The organism is Gorillibacterium terrae, assembly GCF_051594785.1.
Classification (GTDB): Bacteria; Bacillota; Bacilli; order Paenibacillales; family NBRC-103111; genus Gorillibacterium.
On sequence record NZ_JBPPGI010000001.1, the window covers coordinates 2,051,005 to 2,072,886 of the forward strand.

Annotated in this window: 25 protein-coding genes; 3 read left to right on the top strand and 22 right to left on the bottom strand. The window is 57.7% G+C overall.

The features are described 5' to 3' along the window. Window positions 1-97: 97 nt before the first annotated feature. The 3 genes from ACSEXS_RS09110 to ACSEXS_RS09120 all read right to left on the bottom strand — a co-directional run bounded on the left by ACSEXS_RS09110 (window position 98) and on the right by ACSEXS_RS09120 (window position 2,910). Window positions 98-985, bottom strand: coding sequence for a CPBP family intramembrane glutamic endopeptidase (locus ACSEXS_RS09110; protein ID WP_438432841.1), 888 nt, complete (start codon window positions 983-985; stop codon window positions 98-100). Window positions 986-1,209: 224 nt separating this feature from the next. Then, window positions 1,210-2,049, bottom strand: a complete 840-nt coding sequence (locus tag ACSEXS_RS09115) for a DegV family protein (RefSeq protein ID WP_438432842.1) — start codon at window positions 2,047-2,049, stop codon at window positions 1,210-1,212. Between the two features lie 12 nt (window positions 2,050-2,061). Beyond that, a complete protein-coding gene (locus ACSEXS_RS09120; RefSeq protein ID WP_438432843.1) occupies window positions 2,062-2,910 on the bottom strand; it encodes a DegV family protein in 849 nt (282 codons plus the stop codon). A 136-nt stretch (window positions 2,911-3,046) separates the two neighbouring features. Between ACSEXS_RS09120 and ACSEXS_RS09125 the strand changes: the two genes are divergently transcribed. After that, on the top strand, window positions 3,047-3,589 hold the full coding sequence (locus ACSEXS_RS09125) for a D-glycero-alpha-D-manno-heptose-1,7-bisphosphate 7-phosphatase (protein WP_438432844.1): 543 nt from the start codon (window positions 3,047-3,049) through the stop codon (window positions 3,587-3,589). A 127-nt stretch (window positions 3,590-3,716) separates the two neighbouring features. On the opposite strand, the gene ACSEXS_RS09130 is transcribed toward ACSEXS_RS09125, so the two are convergent. The 7 genes from ACSEXS_RS09130 to ACSEXS_RS09160 all read right to left on the bottom strand — a co-directional run bounded on the left by ACSEXS_RS09130 (window position 3,717) and on the right by ACSEXS_RS09160 (window position 11,616). After that, the gene (locus tag ACSEXS_RS09130; RefSeq protein ID WP_438432845.1) at window positions 3,717-4,517 is read right to left on the bottom strand and encodes an ABC transporter ATP-binding protein; all 801 of its coding nucleotides are present in this window, start codon (window positions 4,515-4,517) and stop codon (window positions 3,717-3,719) included. Further along, window positions 4,514-5,290 carry an ABC transporter permease gene (locus tag ACSEXS_RS09135; protein ID WP_438432846.1) on the bottom strand — a complete coding sequence of 259 codons (777 nt, stop codon included), beginning with the start codon at window positions 5,288-5,290 and terminating at the stop codon, window positions 4,514-4,516. Before ACSEXS_RS09135 ends, ACSEXS_RS09130 begins: the two co-directional genes overlap by 4 nt. Next, window positions 5,287-5,580 carry a thiamine-binding protein gene (locus ACSEXS_RS09140; RefSeq protein ID WP_438432847.1) on the bottom strand — a complete coding sequence of 98 codons (294 nt, stop codon included), beginning with the start codon at window positions 5,578-5,580 and terminating at the stop codon, window positions 5,287-5,289. Before ACSEXS_RS09140 ends, ACSEXS_RS09135 begins: the two co-directional genes overlap by 4 nt. A gap of 2 nt (window positions 5,581-5,582) precedes the next feature. Continuing rightward, on the bottom strand, window positions 5,583-6,614 hold the full coding sequence (locus ACSEXS_RS09145; RefSeq protein WP_438432848.1) for an ABC transporter substrate-binding protein: 1,032 nt from the start codon (window positions 6,612-6,614) through the stop codon (window positions 5,583-5,585). A gap of 271 nt (window positions 6,615-6,885) precedes the next feature. Next, window positions 6,886-9,237: a putative bifunctional diguanylate cyclase/phosphodiesterase gene (locus tag ACSEXS_RS09150; protein WP_438432849.1), complete on the bottom strand. Its 2,352-nt coding sequence runs from the start codon at window positions 9,235-9,237 to the stop codon at window positions 6,886-6,888. A gap of 349 nt (window positions 9,238-9,586) precedes the next feature. Continuing rightward, window positions 9,587-10,702 carry an aminopeptidase gene (locus tag ACSEXS_RS09155; protein ID WP_438432850.1) on the bottom strand — a complete coding sequence of 372 codons (1,116 nt, stop codon included), beginning with the start codon at window positions 10,700-10,702 and terminating at the stop codon, window positions 9,587-9,589. 128 nt (window positions 10,703-10,830) lie between these two features. Beyond that, window positions 10,831-11,616, bottom strand: coding sequence for a polysaccharide deacetylase family protein (locus tag ACSEXS_RS09160; RefSeq protein WP_438432851.1), 786 nt, complete (start codon window positions 11,614-11,616; stop codon window positions 10,831-10,833). A 203-nt stretch (window positions 11,617-11,819) separates the two neighbouring features. Between ACSEXS_RS09160 and ACSEXS_RS09165 the strand changes: the two genes are divergently transcribed. Continuing rightward, window positions 11,820-12,092 carry a hypothetical protein gene (locus ACSEXS_RS09165; RefSeq protein ID WP_438432852.1) on the top strand — a complete coding sequence of 91 codons (273 nt, stop codon included), beginning with the start codon at window positions 11,820-11,822 and terminating at the stop codon, window positions 12,090-12,092. A 191-nt stretch (window positions 12,093-12,283) separates the two neighbouring features. Here ACSEXS_RS09165 and ACSEXS_RS09170 read toward each other — a convergent pair whose 3' ends face one another. The 9 genes from ACSEXS_RS09170 to ACSEXS_RS09210 form a co-directional block, all read right to left on the bottom strand. Further along, window positions 12,284-12,808, bottom strand: a complete 525-nt coding sequence (locus ACSEXS_RS09170) for a type 1 glutamine amidotransferase domain-containing protein (protein ID WP_438432853.1) — start codon at window positions 12,806-12,808, stop codon at window positions 12,284-12,286. A 108-nt stretch (window positions 12,809-12,916) separates the two neighbouring features. Further along, on the bottom strand, window positions 12,917-13,258 hold the full coding sequence (gene ytxJ, locus ACSEXS_RS09175) for a bacillithiol system redox-active protein YtxJ (protein ID WP_438432854.1): 342 nt from the start codon (window positions 13,256-13,258) through the stop codon (window positions 12,917-12,919). A 19-nt stretch (window positions 13,259-13,277) separates the two neighbouring features. Then, window positions 13,278-13,790 carry a metallophosphoesterase family protein gene (locus ACSEXS_RS09180; protein WP_438432855.1) on the bottom strand — a complete coding sequence of 171 codons (513 nt, stop codon included), beginning with the start codon at window positions 13,788-13,790 and terminating at the stop codon, window positions 13,278-13,280. Between the two features lie 156 nt (window positions 13,791-13,946). Then, complete coding sequence (locus ACSEXS_RS09185; RefSeq protein ID WP_438432856.1) at window positions 13,947-14,174, bottom strand: hypothetical protein; 228 nt, start codon at window positions 14,172-14,174, stop codon at window positions 13,947-13,949. A gap of 101 nt (window positions 14,175-14,275) precedes the next feature. Continuing rightward, on the bottom strand, window positions 14,276-15,124 hold the full coding sequence (gene hisJ / locus ACSEXS_RS09190; RefSeq protein ID WP_438432857.1) for a histidinol-phosphatase HisJ: 849 nt from the start codon (window positions 15,122-15,124) through the stop codon (window positions 14,276-14,278). A gap of 1 nt (window position 15,125) precedes the next feature. Beyond that, on the bottom strand, window positions 15,126-15,914 hold the full coding sequence (locus tag ACSEXS_RS09195) for a TIGR00266 family protein (RefSeq protein ID WP_438432858.1): 789 nt from the start codon (window positions 15,912-15,914) through the stop codon (window positions 15,126-15,128). Window positions 15,915-15,930: 16 nt separating this feature from the next. Beyond that, window positions 15,931-16,317, bottom strand: coding sequence for a kinase-associated lipoprotein KapB (kapB, locus tag ACSEXS_RS09200; protein WP_438432859.1), 387 nt, complete (start codon window positions 16,315-16,317; stop codon window positions 15,931-15,933). Window positions 16,318-16,376: 59 nt separating this feature from the next. Beyond that, on the bottom strand, window positions 16,377-17,036 hold the full coding sequence (locus ACSEXS_RS09205; RefSeq protein ID WP_438432860.1) for a DUF6483 family protein: 660 nt from the start codon (window positions 17,034-17,036) through the stop codon (window positions 16,377-16,379). A 60-nt stretch (window positions 17,037-17,096) separates the two neighbouring features. Continuing rightward, window positions 17,097-17,615: a hypothetical protein gene (locus tag ACSEXS_RS09210; RefSeq protein ID WP_438432861.1), complete on the bottom strand. Its 519-nt coding sequence runs from the start codon at window positions 17,613-17,615 to the stop codon at window positions 17,097-17,099. Window positions 17,616-17,728: 113 nt separating this feature from the next. Between ACSEXS_RS09210 and ACSEXS_RS09215 the strand changes: the two genes are divergently transcribed. Beyond that, window positions 17,729-17,947: a hypothetical protein gene (locus ACSEXS_RS09215; RefSeq protein WP_438432862.1), complete on the top strand. Its 219-nt coding sequence runs from the start codon at window positions 17,729-17,731 to the stop codon at window positions 17,945-17,947. Between the two features lie 119 nt (window positions 17,948-18,066). On the opposite strand, the gene ACSEXS_RS09220 is transcribed toward ACSEXS_RS09215, so the two are convergent. From ACSEXS_RS09220 to ACSEXS_RS09230, 3 genes are all read right to left on the bottom strand, one after another. After that, complete coding sequence (locus ACSEXS_RS09220) at window positions 18,067-19,509, bottom strand: DUF6179 domain-containing protein (RefSeq protein ID WP_438432863.1); 1,443 nt, start codon at window positions 19,507-19,509, stop codon at window positions 18,067-18,069. Next, window positions 19,506-19,967, bottom strand: coding sequence for a DUF6323 family protein (locus tag ACSEXS_RS09225; RefSeq protein WP_438432864.1), 462 nt, complete (start codon window positions 19,965-19,967; stop codon window positions 19,506-19,508). Before ACSEXS_RS09225 ends, ACSEXS_RS09220 begins: the two co-directional genes overlap by 4 nt. A 274-nt stretch (window positions 19,968-20,241) precedes the next feature. Further along, window positions 20,242-21,858, bottom strand: coding sequence for an ABC-F family ATP-binding cassette domain-containing protein (locus ACSEXS_RS09230; RefSeq protein WP_438432865.1), 1,617 nt, complete (start codon window positions 21,856-21,858; stop codon window positions 20,242-20,244). Window positions 21,859-21,882 lie beyond the last annotated feature (24 nt).

A 21,882-nucleotide genomic window follows, 5' to 3' on the forward strand; every position in this document is an offset into this window, starting at 1 on the left:
ACCAAAAGCCTCCGCACCCCCAAGACCTTGTTTAAGACATGAAAAAACCGGCGGCCCTTCGGCACGCCGGTGAGATAAACGGTTAGTTCCTTCCAAATTACGCCGATAAGCCGGAACGGTTCCAACCGCCGGCGGTTTCCTTAAATCGCCAGCCCGCTGCGATCACCACCAGAAGAGCGAGGATCGGAGTCGCCCAGATGCTCCCTTCAATCCCGAAGGCCCCTCCGGACAGCCAGGCTTTTCCCACATCGTTCACCGGGATTAGGCCGCCTCCGCCCCCGCCGCTAACGGCTCCGCTGAACAGGGAGCCCTGGACGAAGTTCCAGGCAAAATGAAACCCGATCGGAAACCACAAGGACCCGCTGCGGACCGCGACCAGGGCGAAGACCAGCCCGATCAGCCCGATATTCAGGAAGGCCAGAGCCGTAACTCCCGTGTTGGCCCCATGCATGAGGGAGAACAAAAGCGAAGAAGCGACAATGGCACCGTTGCGTCCGAACGAACCGGTCATCAGCTTCAACCCATACCCGCGAAAGAGCAGCTCTTCGCCGATGGCAGGAAACAAACAGGAGGTAAAGATCGCCGCTACGTTCAAACGGTGCCAGTCCGCTCCCAGCAGACCATCCGGGAAAACCGCATACCCCAGCATGCCCAACAAGAGAATGACAACCAGACAGCTGACGCCTCCGGAGACGATTCCCGCCGCTCCTTTACCCCATCCGGTTAAAGGATTGGTCAGGCCGATCGAGCTCAAGCTCCACTTTTCCAATACCGCTGCCGCAAAGACCACCACGATGGCAAAATAGAGGCTGGGCGCTTTCAGGCTGTCCGTAAATCCGTTCTGCCCGAATAAAGTCCGGTCGTTTACTTTCAAGGACAACAAGCCGTTTACCACGAAATTCAACACCATACTTGCCGCGAAGACGGCGAGCAGCTTCCAGCCCATCCGCAGGGAGCCCTGCCGATTGATCCATATGCGCTTCATGTTTGAGTCCAATCTCCTTCATTTTCCCGGGTTGTCAAATTGCCTTTATCCACCATGCCACTTGCTGCCCGGTCTGTCCGTGAAATCTATCACAGCTTGCCGGCTTGCCGCAAAAAAGAGAGACCGAGAACCGGTCTCCCTGCTGCTTCGTATTCAATCATCCCTGTTTCCGGCCAAGGCTCGCGCCTTCTTCGAACATCCGGTTTTCGGCCAAGGGCCCCGGCTCAGAACGCAACGCCGATCCCGCCTTCACCCGCATACGTTCCGATGATCGGCCCCATATCGGAGAGAATGACCTCCCGAAACGGATATTTGGCCAAGATCATCCGAATCACCTCGCGGGCCCGCTCCTCGCAGTTGCTGTGGCAGACCGCCAACACCGCTTTTTCGAAATCGTGCTGCTTATCCTCCAGCTTCTTGACCAAGGCGTTCAGGGTCGCCGGCATTCCGCGGTGCTTCTCGACCACCTCGACCGTCCCTTCGTCGCTCACCCGCATGAGCAGCTTGATGTTCAGCACGGAAGCGACCGTGCCGCGCAGCTTGTCGAGCCGTCCGCCCTTGATCACATTCTCCAGCGAGTCGAGGGTGAAATAAGCGCGGATGTCCTTCGCATGCTGGGTGACCCATTGCTTGAGCTCGTGAAACGTCGAGCCGGCTTGCGCCATCTTCGCAGCGTGCGCCACGGTCAAGCCAAGGCCGAGCGAGAAGGTCTTGCTGTCGTAAACCTCGATGGAATTGGTATGCCCTTCGTCGAGGTACATCTCCCGGGCGATCATGGCATTCTGATAGGTGCTGCTGATGTTGGAGGACATGCATAGGACCAGGATGTCGGTCCCTTCCTCCGTCCGTTTGAACATTTCCAGAAAATCGTAAGGAGCCGGACTGGCCGTCGTCGGCAGCGACTTGGACTCTCTCATGCGGCGGTAGAACTCCTGGGCGCTGAGATCGGACGGCATTTTCTCATGATCGAAATGAACGGAAAGGGGCACAATGGAGACGTCGTGACGTTCCAGAAACTCCTTCGGGAGGTCCGCTCCGCTGTCGGTAATGATCTTGATGGTCATGTGAATCTCTCCTCAGGCTTTCATATAGAAAATGCCAACCGTCTGCCTGCCGCAATGGCTGGAAATGACGCATCCCGCTTCGGTAATCGGAATATCGCTTTGGCCGGTGTATCGTGCAAGCTCGTCGCGCAGGTATTCCGCTTCCTCCAAGGCAAAGGAATGGGCCACATAGATGGTGCCCGGCATCATTCGTTCGGCATTGGCGAGCGCGTTATCGAGAAGCTGCTGCAGCGCCTTCTCCCGCTTGCCGCGAATCTTGGCCGCGACGATCATCTTCCCGTCGATGACCTTGACGATCGGCCGAATCTTGAGCATGTTGCCGATGAAGGCTTGTACGCTGGAGCAGCGGCCGCCCTTATGCAGGTAATCGAGGGTATCGATGATAAATTCGCTTTCGATGTCTCCCTGCTTGCGGACCAGATATTCCTTGATCTCCCGGGGAGTTTTGCCTTCCTCGGCAAGCCGCGCCGCAAGCACCGCCTGCAGGCCGATGCCTGTGCAGAGGTTGAGCGAATCGACCACCGTAACCCGTCCTTCCTCGAACTGTCCGGCGACCAAGGTGGCGTTCTGGATCGTGGAAGACAAGCAAGAGGACAAGCCAATATAAAGGATATCGTAGTTGTCGTTCAAGTAAGGTTCAAAGTAAGATAGAAAATCGCCGGGAGCCGGGGCGGAGGTCTTCGGCAGATTGCCGGTTTCGTCCACTAGCCGGTAGAGGGTTCCGGGCACAATGTCGACTCCGTCCCGGTACGATGTTTCTCCGAAGACGACATATAGCGGAACGATACCGATCTCATAGCGGTCCAACAGCTCTGGCGTCAGGTCGCTCGTGCTATCGGTAAACACCTTGATTTTTCTCATGACTTCAGGGAATCCTCCTGTCTCGGTAAAAGCGGGAGCTTCAAAAAAACAATATTCCACCTTCTATTATACTTTCAGAGCCAGACCGGTTACAATAACAACATTCCGTTAGCCGGACCGCGCAAGGAGGACCCTTATGAAGCAAGCCGTATTTCTGGACCGCGACGGCGTTATCAACGAATGCCAAACCGACCGGGTCCGCCACGTCAATCATCCGCATCAGCTGTTTCTCTTCGCAGGCGTCCCGGAGGCGATCAAAGCGCTGAACGACGCCGGACTTCCCGTATTCGTCGTCACCAATCAGGGCGGCATCGGGCTTGGCTTCATGAAGGAAGGCTCGCTCACGGCCATTCATCGCCGCCTCGAAGAGTTGCTTCAGGAGAAAGGCGCGGTTCTCACGGACATCGCCTATTGCCCGCACCGGCCCAAGTCGGGATGCGATTGCCGCAAGCCGAGTCCGGGCATGCTGCGGAAGCTCGCCGAGAAGCACGGCCTTGAGCTGACCGCAAGCTTTATGGTAGGCGACCGGGAAACCGATATCCAGGCAGGGCGGGCGGCGGGCTGCATTACCGTCCGGATCGGGCCGCCCGATCCCGAAGCCGATTACTCCGCTCCCAGTCTGGCGGAAGCGGCGCCCTGGATCATCGAACAGGCCCAAGCCTCCGCGGCAACTGAGTAAACCGAAGGGCTGCCATGATGGGAACCGACTGCTAAGAATAAAGAAGACTCCTTCGCTCGCGGTATGGGCGTTGGAGTCTTCTTCGCTATTCGTTCCTTATGCGGATTCGCTTGCACCATGCCTGCCTTCATACGTCCGAATCTCGGCCCTGGTCCGCCTTCATCCGCAGGTAGATGTCCCGCTTCAGCTCCACGAATTCCGGCGTAAGCGGCAACTCCTCCCGGCGCGGCCGGGCGAAGGGAACCGCGATCTCTTCCACCACGCGCGCGGGCTTCGCCGAGAACAGATAGATGCGGTCGGACAGCAGGATCGCTTCGTCGATGCTGTGGGTGATGAACAGCACCGAGCGCTTCTCCTCCTCCCAGATATCGAGCAGCCAGCGCTGCATGTCGAGCCGGGTCAGCTCGTCGAGCGCCCCGAACGGCTCGTCCAGCGCGAGCAGCTCCTGCGGGCTCAGCAGCGCGCGGACGAACGAAGCGCGCTGCATCATGCCGCCGGAGAGCAGATTCGGATAGCTGCCGGCATACCCGGCGAGCCCGGCGCGATCCAGCAGCCGCTCCGCTTCGGCGCGGAGCTCAGCCTTGCGCTTGCCGCCCTTCAGTTCGCGGGCGAGGATGACGTTGTCGCGCACCGTCCGCCAGGGCAGCAGCGCCGGCTGCTGCGGCATGTAGCTGATCCGTCCCACCTGCCCGGCGATGTCCTCCCCGTTCAGCAGCACGCGGCCGCTGTCGGGCTTCAAGAGCCCGCCGATCAAGTGAAACAGGGTGCTCTTGCCCGAACCGGACGGCCCGAGGATGGAGACGAATTCCCGCCTGTCCACATGCAGGCCGATGCTGTCCAATACCCGCTCTTCCCGGCCGCGGTCGCGGAAGGCGAGCGACAGGGCTTCCAGCTCCAAGAGGTGACGGTCTTGCCGCTCCTGCGTCATGTATTCGTCTCCTTTCGGGCCGAGGCCGGCCGAACCAACCCTTTTTCCATCAGGCTGATCAGGCCGAACATGGCCATGCTGATGAACACGACCACGAAGATGGCGACGAACATCCGGTCGGACCGGTAGGTAGCCTTGGCGTTCATCATGAACACGCCGATCCCCTTCTGCGCGCCCATCCATTCGGAGACGACGGCGCCCATCACGCTGTAGGCCGCCGACAGCTTCAGCCCGGAGAACAGCGCCGGCAAGGCGTGCGGGAACTCCAGCTTGAAGAAGATCTGCCGCTTGGTCGCTCCCGACATGCGGAAGTAATCCATCATCGTCTCATCCGTCCGTGCGAGCCCGCCGAGCAGGGCGACCGAGACCGGGAAGAAGCAGACGAGGGTGATGAGAATCAGCTTGGGCAATAGCCCGAAGCCGAACCAGATCACCAGGAGCGGAGCCAGCGCCACGGTCGGAATGTTCTGGGACAGGATCAAGAGCGGATAGAAACCCGCTTTGACGCCCGGTATCCGATGCAGCAGGCAGGCGATCAGGATGCCCGCCGCCGCTCCGACGGCGAAGCCGATCAGGGTCGTCGACAGGGTCGCCGCCGTGTTCGTCCACAGCCGCGGCCAACCTCTTCCGGCCTCCCGCAGGATTTGCAGCGGACTCGGCAGCATCCAATTCGGCGTGGCGAACGCCGTCACTGCGGCTTGCCAAAGCAGGAGGAAGCCGGCAAACACCGCGAGCGGCGGCCAGATTCGTTTGGCAAACCGGAAGCGGGTCATCCGTCGTATTTCTCCGTCAGCTGTTCGATGGAGGCCCCCGACGGGTTGTGGTAAATCTTCACCTGCGAGATGATGTTCGGGCTGCCCATCTCCAGCATGGCGTCGTTCATTCGCTTTACCACGGCGAGCAGCTCCTCGAAGTTGCCCTCCATCGTCGTTTCCAGCGGACCGACGCGGTGCTTGATGCCGGCCTGTTGAATCACTTCGATGGCGCGGTCCACATACGGGATGACGTCCTCTCCGTGCGGCGTCTTGGGAATGATTTGAATCGACAACAGCGTATCGGCCATGATTAGTTCCCCTTTCCTTGACCCGGCAGGAAATCATTCGTGAATGCCTTCGCCGGATCGAACGGTTTCGTCAGGATCTTATGTTCCGTCATCCAATCGGCATAGCCTTGGTAGACCTCAAGCTTCTGGATTCCCCATTGGGACGCGTCCGCTTGATACTGCTTGCTGATCCACTCCTGGCTGGCCTTGACCAGCTTGGCATCGAGGTCCGGCGCTCCCTTGAGCAGAAGATCGGCGGCCTCGTCGGGATGGGCGATCGCGTATTCGTAGCCCTCGGACGTGGCGGCCATGAAGGCCTTGACGGTATCGGGATCATTCGCGATCAGCTTCTCGTTGGTCAGGAGCAGCGGCGTGTAATAATCCAGCTTGGGTGAGAAATCCTTCAAGTAAATCATATCCAAAGGCTCTCCCCGAAGCTGGGCCTCTATGCCCGTCCAGCCGTAATAGATCCAGGAGAAATCCACGTCCCGCTTCACGGCGGTAAAATAATCCGCGGAGCCGATGTTGATCACCTTGACGGTGGACGGATCGGCGTGGTCGGCTTCCATCAGCGTTTGCAGGATCGCCGTTTCGGAGGGTCCGCCGAAGCCGCCGTAAGTTTTCCCGGCAAAATCCTTCGGCGATTTGATGTTCTTCGCAACCGGTGCGGCAAACCCGGAGGTGTTGTGCTGGATGATCGCCGCCAGCGAGACGAGCGGAACGCCTTCCGTACGGGCGAACGTCAGCCCTTCCTGATAGCCGATGCCGAACTGTACCTCGCCTGAAGCGACCATGCTGTCCGCTCCGGCTTCGCCCGGCTGGATGATCGAGACGTTCAAGCCATGCTGTTCATAAAATCCTTTTTCCTTGGCGACATACAGCCCGGTGTGATTCGTATTGGGCGTCCAGTCGAGCACCACCTGGATGTCCTTGAGTTCCGGCTTGGGACTCGAACTGGCGGCCGAGTCTCCGTTCTCCTTGCTTTGTCCGCAGCCGGCAATCGCAAGCGCTAACGCGCAGATCCCCGCCGCAAGACGAACGCTGCTTCTCTTCATCCTGGTTCTCCCTCTCCTCTTCATGCTCTCATGGGGCTTAACCGATCGGGGCAGACGGGCAGTGAGAAGCGAACGCACAACAAAAGCCGTGCGGAATAACCGAACGGCCTAACGTTCCCTGCTATTCTCTACGCTGGCATTACCCAGATCAGATTATCCGGTCCACGATACGAGATCGTACTCTCAGCCTGACTTCATCAAGCTCCCGGCGCCTATGAAATTGTTGTTTCTACCATAGCGCGTTTAAACCGAATTTGCAAGCCTTTCCCGCTTAGCCCTCGGGTACGATCGACTTGGCGATCCACAAGCCCTTCTCCAGCGACTCGGCCGGGATGGGGCGGCTGATCAGATAGCCTTGAACCAGGTCGCAGTCATGCTCCTTCAGGTACTGAAGCTGCTCTTCCGTCTCGACGCCCTCGGCGACGACCTTCATCGCCAGGTTGTGCGCCAGGTTGATCAAGGAGCCGATAATGAGCTGGTCCTTCGGGTCCTGGTGCATCTCCTGAATGAACGAGCGGTCGATCTTGAGCGTATCGAACGGAAAATGCTTGAGATAGCTCAGCGAGGAATAGCCCACGCCGAAATCGTCGATGGAAATCCGCACGCCGATCTCCTTGAGCTCCCGAAGCAGGCGCATGGTGCGGTTGGTGTTCTGCAAGAGGATTCCCTCGGTGATCTCCAGCTCCAGGTAGCGCGGCGCCAGCCCCGTCCCGATCAGAGCGCCGCGGACGGTCTCGACGATATCGTCGCTGAGGAACTGCACGGAGGAAAGATTGACGGCGATGGAGATCGCCGGGAAGCCCTGCTCCTGCCACGCCTTGCACTGGCGGCAGGCCTCTCTTAGCACCCATTCCCCGATGGGCAGGATCAACCGGCTGCGCTCCGCTTCCGGGATGAACCGGGCCGGCGTCACATGGCCGAGCTCGGGACTCTCCCAGCGGATCAAGGCTTCAACGCCGATTACCTGGCCGCTCGTCAGATCGAGCTGCGGCTGGTACACAAGGAAGAACTCTTCCTTTTCCATCGCCCGGCGCAGGTTGTTCTGGAGGATCATCCGTTCCTCGATGGCGTTCTGCAGCTCGGCGGTATACAGGCAGTAGCCGTCGCCGCCGGAGTCCTTCGCCTTATACATGGCCGTGTCGGCGTTTTTGACGAGCGTCTGGGAATCCAGCCCGCTCTCGGGATAAATGCTGATGCCGATGCTCGTTGTGAGGTAGATGTCCTGGTCGTTCAAATGAAACGGAGCGGAGAGGGCATGCTGGATGGAACGCGCCACCCGGATGCATTCCTCCTCTCCCTGAATCCGCGACAGCAGCACCGTGAATTCGTCCCCGCCTAACCGGGAGATAAAGCTTGCGCTATGTATGGCTTCGAGTATCCGCCCCGACACTTGGCTCAGCAGGTTGTCTCCGCTGTGGTGGCCTTGGGTATCGTTGATGTTCTTAAATTGATCGAGGTCGAGGTACAGGAGTCCGAACCGTCCGTTGTTCGCTTGGGCAACCTCCAGCAATTCATCGAGCTTCTTATGGAAGAAGGCGCGGTTGGGCAGCCCGGTGACGGAGTCGTAATACGCCATCCGGTGGATGATCCGTTCCGCTTCCCTCTCGGCCGTCCGGTCCTTGGCGATGCCATAGATGCCGACCACCAGGTTGTCCACAATCGTCGGACCGCTCGTTACTTCGAATTCGCGCAGGATGCCGTCTTTATGGTAGATGGTCAGCGGAAAATGCTGGGGTTCGCCTTGGAACAAGCTTCCGAGCTTGTCCCGGAACTGCTCCATCTCCAGGATGTGAAACGCTTGGTCGATCGGTTTGCCGACAACTTCATGATCCGTGTATCCCAGAATCCTCTCCATCATGGGATTCACACTTGTAATGATCTGCTTGGAATCAAGGGTAAAAACGATATCGGGGTTTTGCTGGAAAAGCGACATGTATCGCTGGTTGCTCTCTTCGGCGAGTCGGTATTGCTTAGTTAGCGAGTTTGTATATCGGTTGATGATCGTCATCACAAAAACGGCAAAGAGCAGCTCAATCCATTGATAAATGTAATTAACTTGCACAACCGTCTTTATCAACATTATCAATCCGAAGGAGGTGGGCAATTGCACTTTAATCAAATACTTAATATTAAATTTCTCTTTGTTCACATTAATGGACTTGGTGATTCCCGACCATAATAATAATTGCGATATCTCAAAGATAATATAAGAGACAATTGCACGTAAAACGATATGCATATCCGGAAGAAACGTTAATGCAAAGGAACAAATTAGAACAGATGCATAGTTTACACCGAAGTTACAGAGCGCTTTGAACCAATTGATCTTGCGTTTATCCGGAGTCCAGATAAAGAAGAAAGCCAGAACATTTATAGAAATAGCTAGTACGCTGGCCCCAAAAGGATAAAATAGGAGCAGATATAAAACCACTACTCCGCTCCCATTGAAAGATAGCCCTCCGGGAAGAAGAATCGGCACGATTTGAAAAAGGATAGAGACGACAATAATAGGAAGGATCGTCATCCAGTTGTTGTTAACTTGAAAAAGAAAGAACACAAGGTGAAAGCAAGCAATGATTCCTAAGCCAAATAGAAATCGAGTGAAATAGTTTTTGTCCTTCATATGTTCCTCTTTGTGAAAAGATAGATTTGCAATTCATTATCGCAGATTTCTCCATTTATTTATATAGAAAAATAAAGAATCAGGCAACGATTGCCTGATTCTTTATTAAATCACGGTCCCCAATAATAAGCCAACAGAGAAATAAGTCCGAGCATGCATATCCCTCCTTATGGAGTTCTCTCGTTCGCCCTTATTATAATCGACGAAATAATTCCGGACAAGAGTGTCGCCGGAATTTTTTTACATAAACCCCAAAGCTTTTATGAATCCGACACGAGGTTGTGACGGCAAACAGCCTTGCAGCAAGGCTTTGCGGACTTTTTTTGGATAAAAATCGTGTCGAGCTTCCTTATTTCAGGTTCTCCGGATTCAGCCCTTCCAGCTCGGGCAGCACGAACCGGCCGTCCTTGCGGATCAGCTTGCCGTCGAACCAGATTTCCCCGCCGCCGTATTCGGGGCGCTGAATCGACACCATGTCCCAATGCACCGACGAATGATTGCCGTTGTAGGCATCGTCATAGCAGGCGCCCGGCGTAAAATGGAAGCTGCCGTCGATCTTCTCGTCGAACAGGATGTCCTTCATGGGCTCGCGGATATAGGGATTGACGCCGATGGCAAATTCACCGACATAACGGGAGCCCTCGTCGGTGTCGAGAATCTTGTTCAGGCGCTCGGTATCGTTCGAGGTGGCGTTCACAATCTTGCCGTCCTTGAATTCCAGACGGACATTCTCGAAGGTGAAGCCGTCGTACGGAGTGGGCGCATTGTGCGTGATGACGCCGTTGATCGAATCGCGGACCGGTGCGGTGTAGACTTCCCCGTCGGGGATGTTCATTTCGCCGGAGCATTTGATCGAGCCGATGCCCTTGATCGAGAAGGACAGGTCCGTTCCCGGGCCGACCAGCCGAACCTTGTCGGTGCGATCCATGAGCGCCTTCAGCGGGTCCATCGCCTGCGACATCTTGCTGTAATCCAGCAAGCACACGTTGAAATAGAAGTCTTCGAAGGCTTCCGTGCTCATCGAGGAGAGCTGCGCCATCGAAGGCGTCGGGTAACGGAGCACCACCCATTTCGTCTTCTTGATCCGCGTCTCGAAGTGAACCGGTTGGGTATAGAAGGACGAATACATCCGCAGATGGTCGGGGGGCACATCCGACAGCTCGGTGATGTTCTGTCCGCCTCTAACGGATATGTACGATTGCATTTGCTCCATTTGATGGTTGTCGATCTCGGCCCAGGTCTTGATTTGCTCTTCTGCCGCATCGAATAACAGAGCCCGGGTTACCCTCGGATCACGCAAATTCACATAAGGGTACGCGCCCTTGCGCCGTACCGCTTTGACAAGCTCGGTCACCAGGGGAGTCTCGATACCGGTCGCTTCGATCAGGACGTTCTCTCCGGGCTCCAGCTTCACGGAGTACCCGACAAGTCCTTCAGCCAATTGGGTGAGTCTGGGATCTACCATAAGGTTCTACTCCTTTTTTTCTCATAGTGTCCCTTCTGATCCGCACATCGCGAACGGGAACTTATCTATTCTATCACGGATCGGCGGAAATGAAAGCGGACCGGGCGGGGGCCGCCCTTAAGGCCGTCTCACTCCCAATCCGGCATTTCCGTCGTACCGGGGAGATCCAGAAGCTCGGGGACGGTCACCAGCCTATAGCTGCGAGCGTTCAGCTCGTCGATGATCCGAGGCAGCGCCCGAATGGTCCCCCCTAACCGTTCTCCCGCTCCCCCGCCCGCATGCTGGAGAACGATCACCCCCGGCCGGATGCTCTTCATCACGTTGGCGTAGACCCGATCCGACGGCAGATTGCGCCAGTCGAGCGAGTCCGCGCTCCAATTGACGGTATAATAGCCGTGTCGGCCCAGCCACAGCAATTGCCGTTCGCGGATCTCGCCGTAGGGGGGGCGGACCAAGTTGGGGCGATTCCCGGTGAGCTCGGTCAAGATGGAGCTGGTCCTCTCGATCTGCGCATGAAAGCGGGCATCGCTGAGCCGAGTCAAGTCGGGGTGATCGTAAGAATGCCCGCCGACGACATGCCCCTCCCGAATCATCCGCCGTACCAGATCGGGATGCTTCTCGGCGCGGGAGCCGACCACGAAGAAGGTAGCTTTAACCCCGCGGGCTTTCAGCACATCCAGAATTTGCGGCGTAAACCGCGGATCGGGGGCATCGTCGAAGGTGAGCGCAATCTGACGCTTGGCAGGGTCTCCCCGCAGGAAGAACAGCCGGGGATACTTTGCCGTCAGTTGGGCCAGGCTCAATTCGCCCGTCCGCTGCGTTCGCACCGTTTCCTTCGGCTGCTCGCCGATCAGGAGGCCAGGCCCGGACAAGACTAGGGTTGCGGCCAACAGGGCCGCCTTCAGATGGAGCATCGAGCATTCCTCCTCCTTGCCGGATTCCAGTTGCCAAACACCCCATTAGCCTGCCCGAACCTTCCTACGGAAATGTAAGAAAAACCGGATTTTCAATCGTGAAGATTTTTTGAAATCGCTTACTTTAACCGTTTTTTCCCTTTCTTTTTGCCGAGTTGGTGATATAATTAATTTGTAAGCCTGATAAATGGAGGTTATCCACTATGAGTTTCCAAACGGTCTTGGACGAAAGAAAAGTGCAGCTCGGCGCGCAAATGTTTCAGCTCGTCTCCGCCAAAGTCTTGATGCTCCTCGACTCCGGACAGATGGATGCCCGCTCGTTCGGCGAGATGGCCAAGGCGGAAGGAATCACCGACCTGGGCAGCCTGCGGGACGGTTTCCTCCGCGAATGCTCCCGACACCATCTGAGCCGCAACGAAGCGGAATATCTCTTTGCCAGCACCAAGCGTCTGGTCGAGAGCAAGATGAAATTTTAAACCAACCCCTTCCTAAATAAAACGGCATTCAAACGCTTAAACGTTTGAATGCCATTTTCTTTTTGCGCGCTGCCGCCGAATTCGGGTGCAATAAAAGGGAACGTACATTCCCTTTTATTGCAGTGATTCGTCCCCGTGTACCCGGGATAACGCGTTTGCGTTCTTCGGACTAAGTCCAGACGGAACGGCCGTTACCGGCTAACCGAAGCGCCCAGCTTGTGCTTGATCTCCCGAATGAACGCCGGTTCGTCCTTGGGCGTGCGGGAGGTGATGAAGTTGCCGTCCACGACAACCTCCTCGTCGACGAAGTTGGCTCCGGCATTGACCATATCGTCCTTCAGCGGCGGATAGCTGGTGATCGTACGGCCCTCCAGCAGTCCGGCGCTGATCAGAATCTGCGGACCATGGCAGATCGCCGCAATCGGCTTACCGGCTTCGTTCAGCTCCTTCACGAAGCGGAGAATGCTTTCGTTCGTCCGAAGCCCCTCCGGCGAAGAACCGCCCGGAATCACCACGGCGTCAAAATCGGCAGCCTTAACGCTCTCAATGGCTTCTTCCGCCTGATAGGAGGCTTCCCCATTCTTTCCTTTCAGCTCTTCTCCCTTTTTCAAGCCGATGATCAGGGTATCGTGTCCGTCGCTTTTTAATGAGTCATACGGCACCTTCATCTCTGAATCCTCGAAGCCGCCGGCCAGCAAGAATGCGATTTTGCTCATGATCTTCACTCCTCTTGAAGGTAATTTGGAACAAACACCTTCTTTATTTACCCCTAAACTACGCGCGTTCAAACAAAAAAAGCCCGGCCGGCGCCGGGCTCTTCCTGTCTATTCATCCAGAACGGCGCTCATGTGGGCCTTGGTGATGGACCAGTGCGAAGCGTTCCAATAAGGCTCCTGCTTCTTCAGGCAGATGATCTGCGGGGATTCGTGCTTGATGCCGGTATCCTCCGCGATCCGGTTCGACACCGGGCGCGATTCGATCACCTTCACTAGGTAATACTGGGCATTCGGGTCCGGCTTGTCCGCCAGATAGCTCTCGAATTCCCGGTACGCGTTAGCGCTGACCGGGCAGGTGGTGCTGTGTTTGAACACCACCACGGTTTGGTCCTTGGATTCGTCCCGGGCTTTCGCCCATTCGTCGGCGGTCGTCAGTTCCGTCCACTTCATGATCGCATCCTCCTTCGGATTAGGATTTGTCCGCATAATAATGATGGTGAAGCTCAAAGCCGCTGCCGCCGATCTCCAGAATTCCATACGAATACCGGCTTTCGCGGCGCTTGTCGCATGCCGAGCCGGGGTTGAACAGCAGCACGCCGTCCAGCTCGCCTTTCCAGGGCTTATGGGAATGCCCGAAGACGATCAGGTCCACGTCCTCCTTAGCAAACGCGCGGCGGGCGTTCTCCTCGGTCGGCCGGGAATACCCGTCGCCGTGAATGAGGCCGATTCGCACGCCTTCCACGGTGACGATCTTACGCCGTCCCCATCGGGCGATCAGGTCCGGCCCGTCATTGTTGCCGGCTACTCCGTCGACCGGAGCGATCTCGGACAACCGGTCGATGACGAAGGGAGCGGTCCAGTCGCCGGCGTGAAGAATCAAGTCCACCCCCTGCAAGCCGCGCACGAGCTCCTTCGGCAGCTCCTGCCCGCGGTGGGGCATGTGGGTATCGGAGATCAGGCCAATCCGTTTGCTTTCGCTCACCGGGCTCATCCTTTCCTATCGCAGCTTCGGAGCTTCCTCCGACTCGGAGCCATTCTTCTCCAGTATACCGGGAACCCGTTTCCTTCACAAATACGGGCAAGGCGCCCCGCCTCGGATAACCGAAAGCGGGGCGCCTTGCAGGGTTGCCCGAGCTGCTTAGCAGATCGGCACACGCAGGATAATGACCAGCAGGACGAACAGCACGAGAACGTACTCCAGGTTGCTGCGGACGGGTGCGACCGGGGTACAGGCGGAAACGGCAGCTACGGGCATGATCGGCATGTTGCTGGTGTACGGCGAGACCATGGGGGCATTTTCATACGGCGAAACCATCGGGGCATTCGCGTACGGAGACACCATCGGCATGTTGGCGTAGGGAGTCACGGCTCAACCTCTCCTTTGTCAGTGGACTGTGCGGAACACACGATATCCTATGTCAGGAGCGGAAGGGCGCTTGTGCACCCACCTAGGACCCGGCCCAAATATTAAGCGTTCGCCTCTGTCCGGACCGTACGGGCAAACCATTCCCAGCCGGAGCCGACGTCTTCCGGTTTGTGGGCATCCGAACCGAAGACGAACGGAATGCCTTCCTCGCGGCATACCGCAAGCAGCCATCCGGGAACATAAGCCTCCCCGCAGGTGGGAACGCGGAAGCCCGCGGTGTTTACATCCAGGCCGATGCCGTATCGCTTGAGCGCGGGAACCAGCTTGCGAAGCCTCTCGTCAAGCTGCCCGGGGTCCATGGCCGGAAGCGCCGTCTGAAACTTGCGGATCAGGTTGACATGGCCCAGCCGCTTGCCGCAGGACAGGCTTCCCGCCCATTCCACGGCCTGCTCGACCTGATCGAAGTAAGCTCCTACTACCGCTTCCATAGAACCATAATACGAGAGCAGGTTATCGCGGAAATCCTGCGGCGTATAGTCAATAGAGCGCATTCCGCCGCGGCCCCGCAGGTAATGCACGGAGACCAGGAGATCGTCCAGCCGGCCTTCCGTCTGTTCCAGCAGCCGTTCGGAATAGCCGGTGTTCCCTTCGAGATAATCCAGCTCCAAGCCGACCCGAATGTCCAGACGGCCCTCATAGCGCCGTTTTACCCCGAGAGCCGCTTCCATATACCCGGGAAGCTCCTCCTCCCGCATCGCCAGCTCGCGCATGAGCGGCTCGTCGGGAATCCAGCCGGCGGGCAGCGGCGGATGCTCGCTGATCGTATAGCGTTCGAACCCGTGCTTCAGGGCTTCTTCGAGGTAGGCTTCCATGGGAGCGGGGCTGCCATGCCGGCAGAAATTCGTGTGGGTGTGCCCATTCCATTTGAGCAGGGATTCGTATGAGTTCATATCAGTCTCCGTCCAGCAGGTTACCGATCCCGCCGAGGATGCTCCCTTCTTCCTTGCGTCCTCCCATACGGGAAGCGGAAATAATCTTGTCGGCCATTCGGCTGAAGGGCAGCGACTGTACCCATACCTTGCCGGGGCCCTTCAAAGTGGCAAAGAACAACCCTTCTCCGCCGAACACGGCCGTCTTGATGCCTTTGACAAATTCGATATCATAGTGAACCTCCTGCGTCATCGCCACGAGACACCCGGTATCGAGTCTCAGCGTTTCGCCCGGAGCCAGGGTTTTCTCCAGCACGAAGCCGCCGGAGTGGACGAAGGCCAACCCGTCGCCCTCCAGCTTTTGCATAATGAAGCCTTCTCCGCCGAAAAAGCCGACTCCCAGCTTCCGCTGGAACTCGATCCCCACGGATACCCCTTTCGCGGCGCACAGGAAAGCGTCCTTCTGACAAATGACCTTGCCGCTATACCTTCTCAGGTCAAGCGGAATGATCTTACCGGGATAAGGAGCGGCAAACGTGACGCTCTTCCGTCCATAGCCCCGGTTGGTATAATGCGTCATGAACAGGCTCTCGCCGGTAAGCAGCCGTTTGCCTGCGCCCATCAGCTTGCCCATCAAGCCTCCCGATCCGGCCGAGGACCCGTCTCCGAAGATGGTCTGCATCTGGATGCCGTCTTCCATCATCATGAAGCTTCCGGCTTCGGCGACGACGCTCTCGGAAGGGTCCAGCACGATTTCCACGCATTGCATTTCTTCCCCTAGGATCTGATAATCAATTTCATGAGCGTTCATGGCTCATCTCCCCTTCTCATTCGGCTGGGCGAAAATAATCCTCCTCCAGCGCTTTCAGCTCCTGAAGCGCCCGGCTGGCGTAATTCCACTGCTCCTGCAGACCGCGCACCTCGCGATCGAGCGCCGATCGGAGAGAGGCTCGGTAATCGGGAATCTCTCCGCTGTACAGCACCACCGTCGGCAAGGGCATGAGCGCGATTTCCTGAAAAGCCAGCGCGCGCCGCTGGTGAAACAGAAGCACATCCGCCCTCCCCGGGTGATGCAAATCGCCCTGAGCCGGGTGTTTGAGCACGGCGAGCACCCGCACGGCGGCTTTGCGCTCGGACAGCTCCATCACTTCGCCGATGTATTCCCCGCTCTTGAAGGACGCTCTAACCCGGTCTCCTACTGTGATCACTGGCATATCCGAATTCCTCCTCATGGCATCATCCGGATGGTCTCTCTCCTGGCTGGTTTCTCTCTCTAGGCCTTGCCGTAACGGGCTTCAAACGCGGCCTTGCCCTCCGCGACTTCGTCGAAGGGAAGTCCTCCCTGCTCCAGCTCTTCCGGGTTGCGATCCAAGAGCCCGGCATAAAAGCGCTCCCCGATGGATGCGGCAGGCCCATCCTCGCTCTGCTCCGCCAGATCGAACAGGCAATCCTCCGCAGCGGCGAATTGGCGGGCGCTCACGTAGTGCCCGAGCAGCCGTTCCAGCAGAGAAACCGGCAGCTCGTAATTCTTCAAGGTCTCATGCAGCTCTTGAACCGTCTCCTTGCCCATGTCGGAAGGCTGCTCCTCCAATTCGGATACCCCGAGCGCGAGCAGCAACCCCTTCCGGTAGCGGCGGACCGCTTCCTCGTCGTCGCCCAGGCTTTCGTGAAGCAGGCCCTCCTCCTTGAGGATTCGGGCCAGCGCCAGAACCTTCTCCGCCTCCAGAAAGCCGTTCGTCGAGAACATGGACAAGAGGTCTTTGTCCGAGAGGGCGTTCAGCAGCTTCGAGTTCATTCGGAAGTACCGTCCCAATAGATCGTCGATCTCGGAAAAAGCCAGCTCCTGCTTCTGCTGCTTCTTCAAGTCCGAAACCGTAGCGATCATCTCGGTCAAATCCTGGATCATTCGTAAAATCGTATCGCGCTGAAACATGAGTTGACCTCCTTGCGGCAGCTGATCATTCGTATGTACGCGGATGAGGGCGGTGCGGTTTCAGGAGAGACGGGCCAGCCGAACCAAACTCTCGGCGATATGCTCCAGGAAGCCGGGCATATCCTGGATGACGCCTTCGTCGAACCGGCGGCGGAAGTCAATCTCGATGGAGTTGAGGTAGCCCTCCGCTTCTCGGCCATAGAGCTGGGACAGCGTCTGAGCGATCGCGGGACCGGGTCCCCACAGCTCTCTCAGAATCTCCTCTGCCCGCTTGCATTCCCGGACAGGATCGGTTACCCGGCATATAAAAACAAGCCCCAAGCCGCAGCCCGGACGCCGGTCCCTCAGTTCGAGGATCTCCGCCGCCAGGTCCTCCGTGCCCGCCGAGAGGGTGAGCTTCGCTTCGGGCAGCGGGAGCCGGACGGAGCGGATCAGCTTCAGCCGAAAGGTCCGGGACATGGCCGCCAGGTCCAGCAGGTCCTCCCGGCCACCGATATACCATCGGCCGCCTTCGTCCAGCTCATAGGCGGCTCCTTCCAGAACCACTTTCACATTCTCGTAAACGGTGGGATCGAACATGGCTCTCCTTCCTTCTCCGGCGGCTCCTCTTTGGCTATAATGATGCTTTATCTTGCCTAGACGCAGCGGTTGTCATACAATAACACTATATCACAGATGAAGCAGGTGATAGTATGGCAAACACTCCGCAAGATCAAGAGACCACCCAAGAGGACGGACAGTCGGAACCGAAGAAAGTCAGCCTCGCCGAAGCGATCCGCAAGCAGCTGGAGCAGAAGAAAAAGAACCAGCAGGCGGACAAGGGTTCCCATCAGCGGGCCGGCAATATGTCCGCCAAGAGTCAGATGACCAAGAAAGTCAACAATCAGCGACGCCGCACCGGCGGAAGCTAACCGCGCTTCATTCGTCCGTTGCCGCAGAACGTTTGCAGCGGACCCGTCCCATGGCCAAGTTCAGGACCGTTCCCCTTTCGGGGGGACGGTCCTGATTTGATAGAGGCCGCTTTTGCATCTCAGGCGAGGCTCAACTCTTCGTAATCGAGGGCGTTCCGCGCTTGCTCGACCAGAGCGAACCGTTCCGGCGGCAACGCGGATAAATAAGCTCCCAAGTGCCGCCCCCATTCCGCCTCGGGATCGCCGCCGTCGCGAATGGCTTCGGCCAGAGTCGCCTGCTCCTCCCGGAGCGCCTCCCGGTAGACGATGGCGCTCAGGATCGCCAGCTCCGAATTCCCCAAGCCTCGGAAGAGCTGAGCATATTCGTTTCCGTACAAAACACCCATGTCCAGAATATCCAGGTAATCGTGCAGGGAAACGATTCGGCTGAGAATCAGCCTTGCCTTCTCCTCCCCGTTCCCGCACTCTTCCAGTGTATGCAGCAAGCTCCTCATCTCAGCATCGCTCATCCGGTCCTCCAAGCTCGCCGTAAACGAAGCGGAGGCTTCCGGCTCGGGAAGCAGCGGGACGAGGAGCCGGTCCAAACGACCGAGCGCGCCGGCATGCGCGATCCGCTCGGCCAGCTCCCGGCCGCAGGCGGCGGCATAAGCCGCAAGGTCGGAGTCCTGCCGGCTCAGTTCGCAGCGGATGGCCTCCACGGCCGATAGAACCTCGTCCCGGATAGGGGCGGCGGTGGAACCCGACCAACGCCGCTTAAGCCCGTCGAGCTTTTCCGGCGGCAGAAGCAGCTTCTCCCTCGGAGTGCCGCAGAGGTATCCGGCGATCCTCTGCCCGAGCATCAGCTCGAACAGGTTAAACAGCTCCAGCCGGTAATCGAACCGTCCCATACGGCCGTATCCGGCCAGAAGCGCGAGCCGTTCGTCCGGAGCGAACCGGCGGCAAAACCGCGTTTCCAGCTCCAATCGTTGCAGGTAGCCCCGAATGTAATAGACCCCGCTCAATCCGGACACGTCCAGCGCCAAGGGATAATCGATGCTCGCCATCGTGTTCCCCGCATCGAAGACGGGATCGTATTTCCGGAAGAACAGCGGCAGCGCTTCGTCCAGGGTCAGCCGATATGCATCGACAGGCAACTCCAGCCGCCTCCGGCTTACTTCCAGGTAGAGGCGCTTCGTCTCATCTAGGTCATTTTTCACCCGGGATATCCCGCGTTCATGCAAGTCCCTGAACGGCGTCCTTCGCAGGAGGGCCAGCGCGGTTTCCGGTCCGCTCTGCTCCGTAAGACATGCGTCGATCGCATAGAGGAGCGAACCCAGCAGCGTCTGAGCCGTCTCGGCCGGAACCGAAGAGCTTCGACCGCCCGTGTACCGCCGAATAAGTTCGCCCAGGACGGGCATCAGCGCGGCTTGAATCGCCGCCGCCTCCGACTCGCTCATACGGCCGGTTCGGAGCGCCATATTGACCAAGGCGTTCAGTACGGAATGTGCTTCCGGTTCCTGCTCACACAGCTCGGCAAAGGTGAGCGGCAAGTCCGATTCTTCCTGCCTTATCAGTTGGTTCATTCTTCTCCCTCCGCTTCTCTTCGCGCAAGCTCCAGCCGCAGCTTTCCCGCATATAGCTCCACTCGGTCGCGCAGCAGCTCGATCGACCCCTGGCACACACCGTCATACCAGTGGCGAAGAAGCTCCAGCAATCGGTCATCGCTGAGCCGGTCTTCCGTCTCGTTGCGCGCATAATAGAACAGCTCCAGCAGTTCTGGCAGGGTTGAGCCCGGGCTGTTCTTCTCCAGATACGGCGAACCGCCAAAGGCGCGCAGCAGCTGCTTGAGCGGCCGAATATCCAGCTCCACCCGGCCGTAAGCGGCAAGAGACCGGCGTCGTGCCGCAAGCAACAGACGAGCTTCCTCTGCCGTGAGTAGGATGGTGGAAGTTCCTTCGCGGCTTCCCAGACGGAGAAGCTCGCGGACTTGCTCTTCCTCGGCGGCGGCGTTGAGTCCGTTCCAGATCAGGGAAAGTTTCACGCATATCCTTCCTTTCGCCATGGGCTTGCGGGTTTGGGAGAAGCTTATCGTTGCGGTTTTGGTACAATCATTTCGGAAGCCCAGAAAAATACTGTTGACATTTCATTTGAAATATGATACAATATAATTTTATAATTTATTCGAATATTTATTATATCATATTCTCCTTGTGCGTCAATCTCCCTTCAGGGAGGACGAAACCCAAGCGAACCTAAAAACGCCTGCTCTCCTTTTTGGAGGGCAGGCGTTTTTCCGTGTATCCAGTTCTGCTTGCTTACGCGTAGTACTCTTCCCGCAGCTTGAGCACATCGGGATTTTCCAGGTACTCGTCGAAGGAAGACAGCCGGTCGATGATTCCCTTCGGGGTAATCTCGATAACCCGGTTGCCGACGGTTTGCAGCAATTGATGGTCATGGGAGACGATCATCAGCGTTCCGTCGAAATCGGACAAGCCGTTGTTGAGCGAGGTGATCGATTCCAGGTCCAAGTGGTTGGTCGGCTCGTCAAACAACAGGACGTTCGAGCCGGTGAGCATCATTCGCGCGAACATGCAGCGGACCTTCTCTCCTCCCGACAGGACGCTCGCCTTCTTCACCGCTTCTTCTCCGGAGAAGAGCATGCGGCCGAGGTAGCCGCGGATGAACTGCTCATCCTGCTCCTTGGAGTATTGGCGCAGCCAGTCCACCAGGCTCATCTCGACGCCGTCGAAATACTTCGAGTTTTCCTTCGGGAAGTAAGCCTGCGTCGTGGTCACGCCCCAGGAGAAGCTGCCGCTGTCGGCTTCCAGCTCGCCCGTCAGGATCTGGAACAGCGTCGTCTTGGCGATGCCGTCCGGACCGGCCAGCACGACCTTGTCGCCCTTGTTCAGCACAAAGCTGACGTTGTCGAGCACCTTCACGCCGTCGATCGTCTTGGTCAGGTTTTCGACGGTGAGAATCTGCTTGCCGGCTTCGCGCTCGGGCTTGAAGTTGATGAACGGATACTTGCGGTTGGACGGCCGGATGTCTTCCAGCGTGAGCTTCTCCAACTGCTTCTTGCGGGAGGTCGCCTGCTTCGATTTGGAGGCGTTCGCGCTGAAGCGGCGGATGAACTCTTCCAGCTCCTTGCGCTTTTCCTCGATCTTCTTGTTCTTGTCCGAGATCAGGCGAGTGGCCAATTGGCTCGACTCGTACCAGAAATCGTAGTTGCCGACATATAATTGAATCTTGCCGAAGTCGATGTCGGCAATGTGCGTGCAGACCTGGTTCAAGAAGTGGCGGTCATGGGAGACCACGATGACGGTGCCTTCAAACTTGGCGAGGAAGCTTTCCAGCCAGTTGATCGATTCCAGGTCCAAGTGGTTCGTCGGTTCGTCGAGCAGCAGGATGTTCGGGTTGCCGAACAGCGCTTGGGCGAGCAGCACGCGCACCTTCTCGTTGCCGTCCAGCTCCTTCATCAGCTTGTCGTGCATCGGCTTCGGAATGCCTAGGCCGATCAGGAGCTCCGCCGCATCGGCTTCCGCTTCCCAGCCGTTCAGGTCGGCGAAGTCGCCTTCCAGCTCGGCTGCCCGCATGCCGTCCTCGTCGGAGAAATCGGACTTCGCGTAGATCGCGTCCTTTTCCTCCATAATCGCATACAGCTTGGCATGGCCCATGATAACCGTCTTCAGGACCGGGAATTCGTCATACTCAAAATGGTTCTGCTTAAGCACGGCCATCCGTTCGCCCGGGGTGATGCTGACATCTCCGCGCGAAGGCTCGATCTCTCCGGAGAGGATCTTCAGGAAGGTCGATTTGCCCGCTCCGTTGGCTCCGATAAGGCCGTAGCAGTTGCCGGGAGTAAACTTGATATTGACGTCCTCGAAGAGGGCGCGGCTTCCGTATCGGAGGGTAATTCCATTTGTACTGATCAATTTACATACCGCCTTTAATAGAAT

Bases quoted from the DNA above. Each gene is read 5' to 3' on its own strand.
- ACSEXS_RS09110 (WP_438432841.1), bottom strand. From the start codon at position 985: ATGAAGCGCATATGGATCAATCGGCAGGGCTCCCTGCGGATGGGCTGG.
- ACSEXS_RS09115 (WP_438432842.1), bottom strand. From the start codon at position 2,049: ATGACCATCAAGATCATTACCGACAGCGGAGCGGACCTCCCGAAGGAG.
- ACSEXS_RS09120 (WP_438432843.1), bottom strand. From the start codon at position 2,910: ATGAGAAAAATCAAGGTGTTTACCGATAGCACGAGCGACCTGACGCCA.
- ACSEXS_RS09125 (WP_438432844.1), top strand. From the start codon at position 3,047: ATGAAGCAAGCCGTATTTCTGGACCGCGACGGCGTTATCAACGAATGC.
- ACSEXS_RS09130 (WP_438432845.1), bottom strand. From the start codon at position 4,517: ATGACGCAGGAGCGGCAAGACCGTCACCTCTTGGAGCTGGAAGCCCTG.
- ACSEXS_RS09135 (WP_438432846.1), bottom strand. From the start codon at position 5,290: ATGACCCGCTTCCGGTTTGCCAAACGAATCTGGCCGCCGCTCGCGGTG.
- ACSEXS_RS09140 (WP_438432847.1), bottom strand. From the start codon at position 5,580: ATGGCCGATACGCTGTTGTCGATTCAAATCATTCCCAAGACGCCGCAC.
- ACSEXS_RS09145 (WP_438432848.1), bottom strand. From the start codon at position 6,614: ATGAAGAGAAGCAGCGTTCGTCTTGCGGCGGGGATCTGCGCGTTAGCG.
- ACSEXS_RS09150 (WP_438432849.1), bottom strand. From the start codon at position 9,237: ATGAAGGACAAAAACTATTTCACTCGATTTCTATTTGGCTTAGGAATC.
- ACSEXS_RS09155 (WP_438432850.1), bottom strand. From the start codon at position 10,702: ATGGTAGATCCCAGACTCACCCAATTGGCTGAAGGACTTGTCGGGTAC.
- ACSEXS_RS09160 (WP_438432851.1), bottom strand. From the start codon at position 11,616: ATGCTCCATCTGAAGGCGGCCCTGTTGGCCGCAACCCTAGTCTTGTCC.
- ACSEXS_RS09165 (WP_438432852.1), top strand. From the start codon at position 11,820: ATGAGTTTCCAAACGGTCTTGGACGAAAGAAAAGTGCAGCTCGGCGCG.
- ACSEXS_RS09170 (WP_438432853.1), bottom strand. From the start codon at position 12,808: ATGAGCAAAATCGCATTCTTGCTGGCCGGCGGCTTCGAGGATTCAGAG.
- ytxJ (WP_438432854.1), bottom strand. From the start codon at position 13,258: ATGAAGTGGACGGAACTGACGACCGCCGACGAATGGGCGAAAGCCCGG.
- hisJ (WP_438432857.1), bottom strand. From the start codon at position 15,124: ATGAACTCATACGAATCCCTGCTCAAATGGAATGGGCACACCCACACG.
- ACSEXS_RS09195 (WP_438432858.1), bottom strand. From the start codon at position 15,914: ATGAACGCTCATGAAATTGATTATCAGATCCTAGGGGAAGAAATGCAA.
- kapB (WP_438432859.1), bottom strand. From the start codon at position 16,317: ATGCCAGTGATCACAGTAGGAGACCGGGTTAGAGCGTCCTTCAAGAGC.
- ACSEXS_RS09205 (WP_438432860.1), bottom strand. From the start codon at position 17,036: ATGTTTCAGCGCGATACGATTTTACGAATGATCCAGGATTTGACCGAG.
- ACSEXS_RS09210 (WP_438432861.1), bottom strand. From the start codon at position 17,615: ATGTTCGATCCCACCGTTTACGAGAATGTGAAAGTGGTTCTGGAAGGA.
- ACSEXS_RS09215 (WP_438432862.1), top strand. From the start codon at position 17,729: ATGGCAAACACTCCGCAAGATCAAGAGACCACCCAAGAGGACGGACAG.
- ACSEXS_RS09220 (WP_438432863.1), bottom strand. From the start codon at position 19,509: ATGAACCAACTGATAAGGCAGGAAGAATCGGACTTGCCGCTCACCTTT.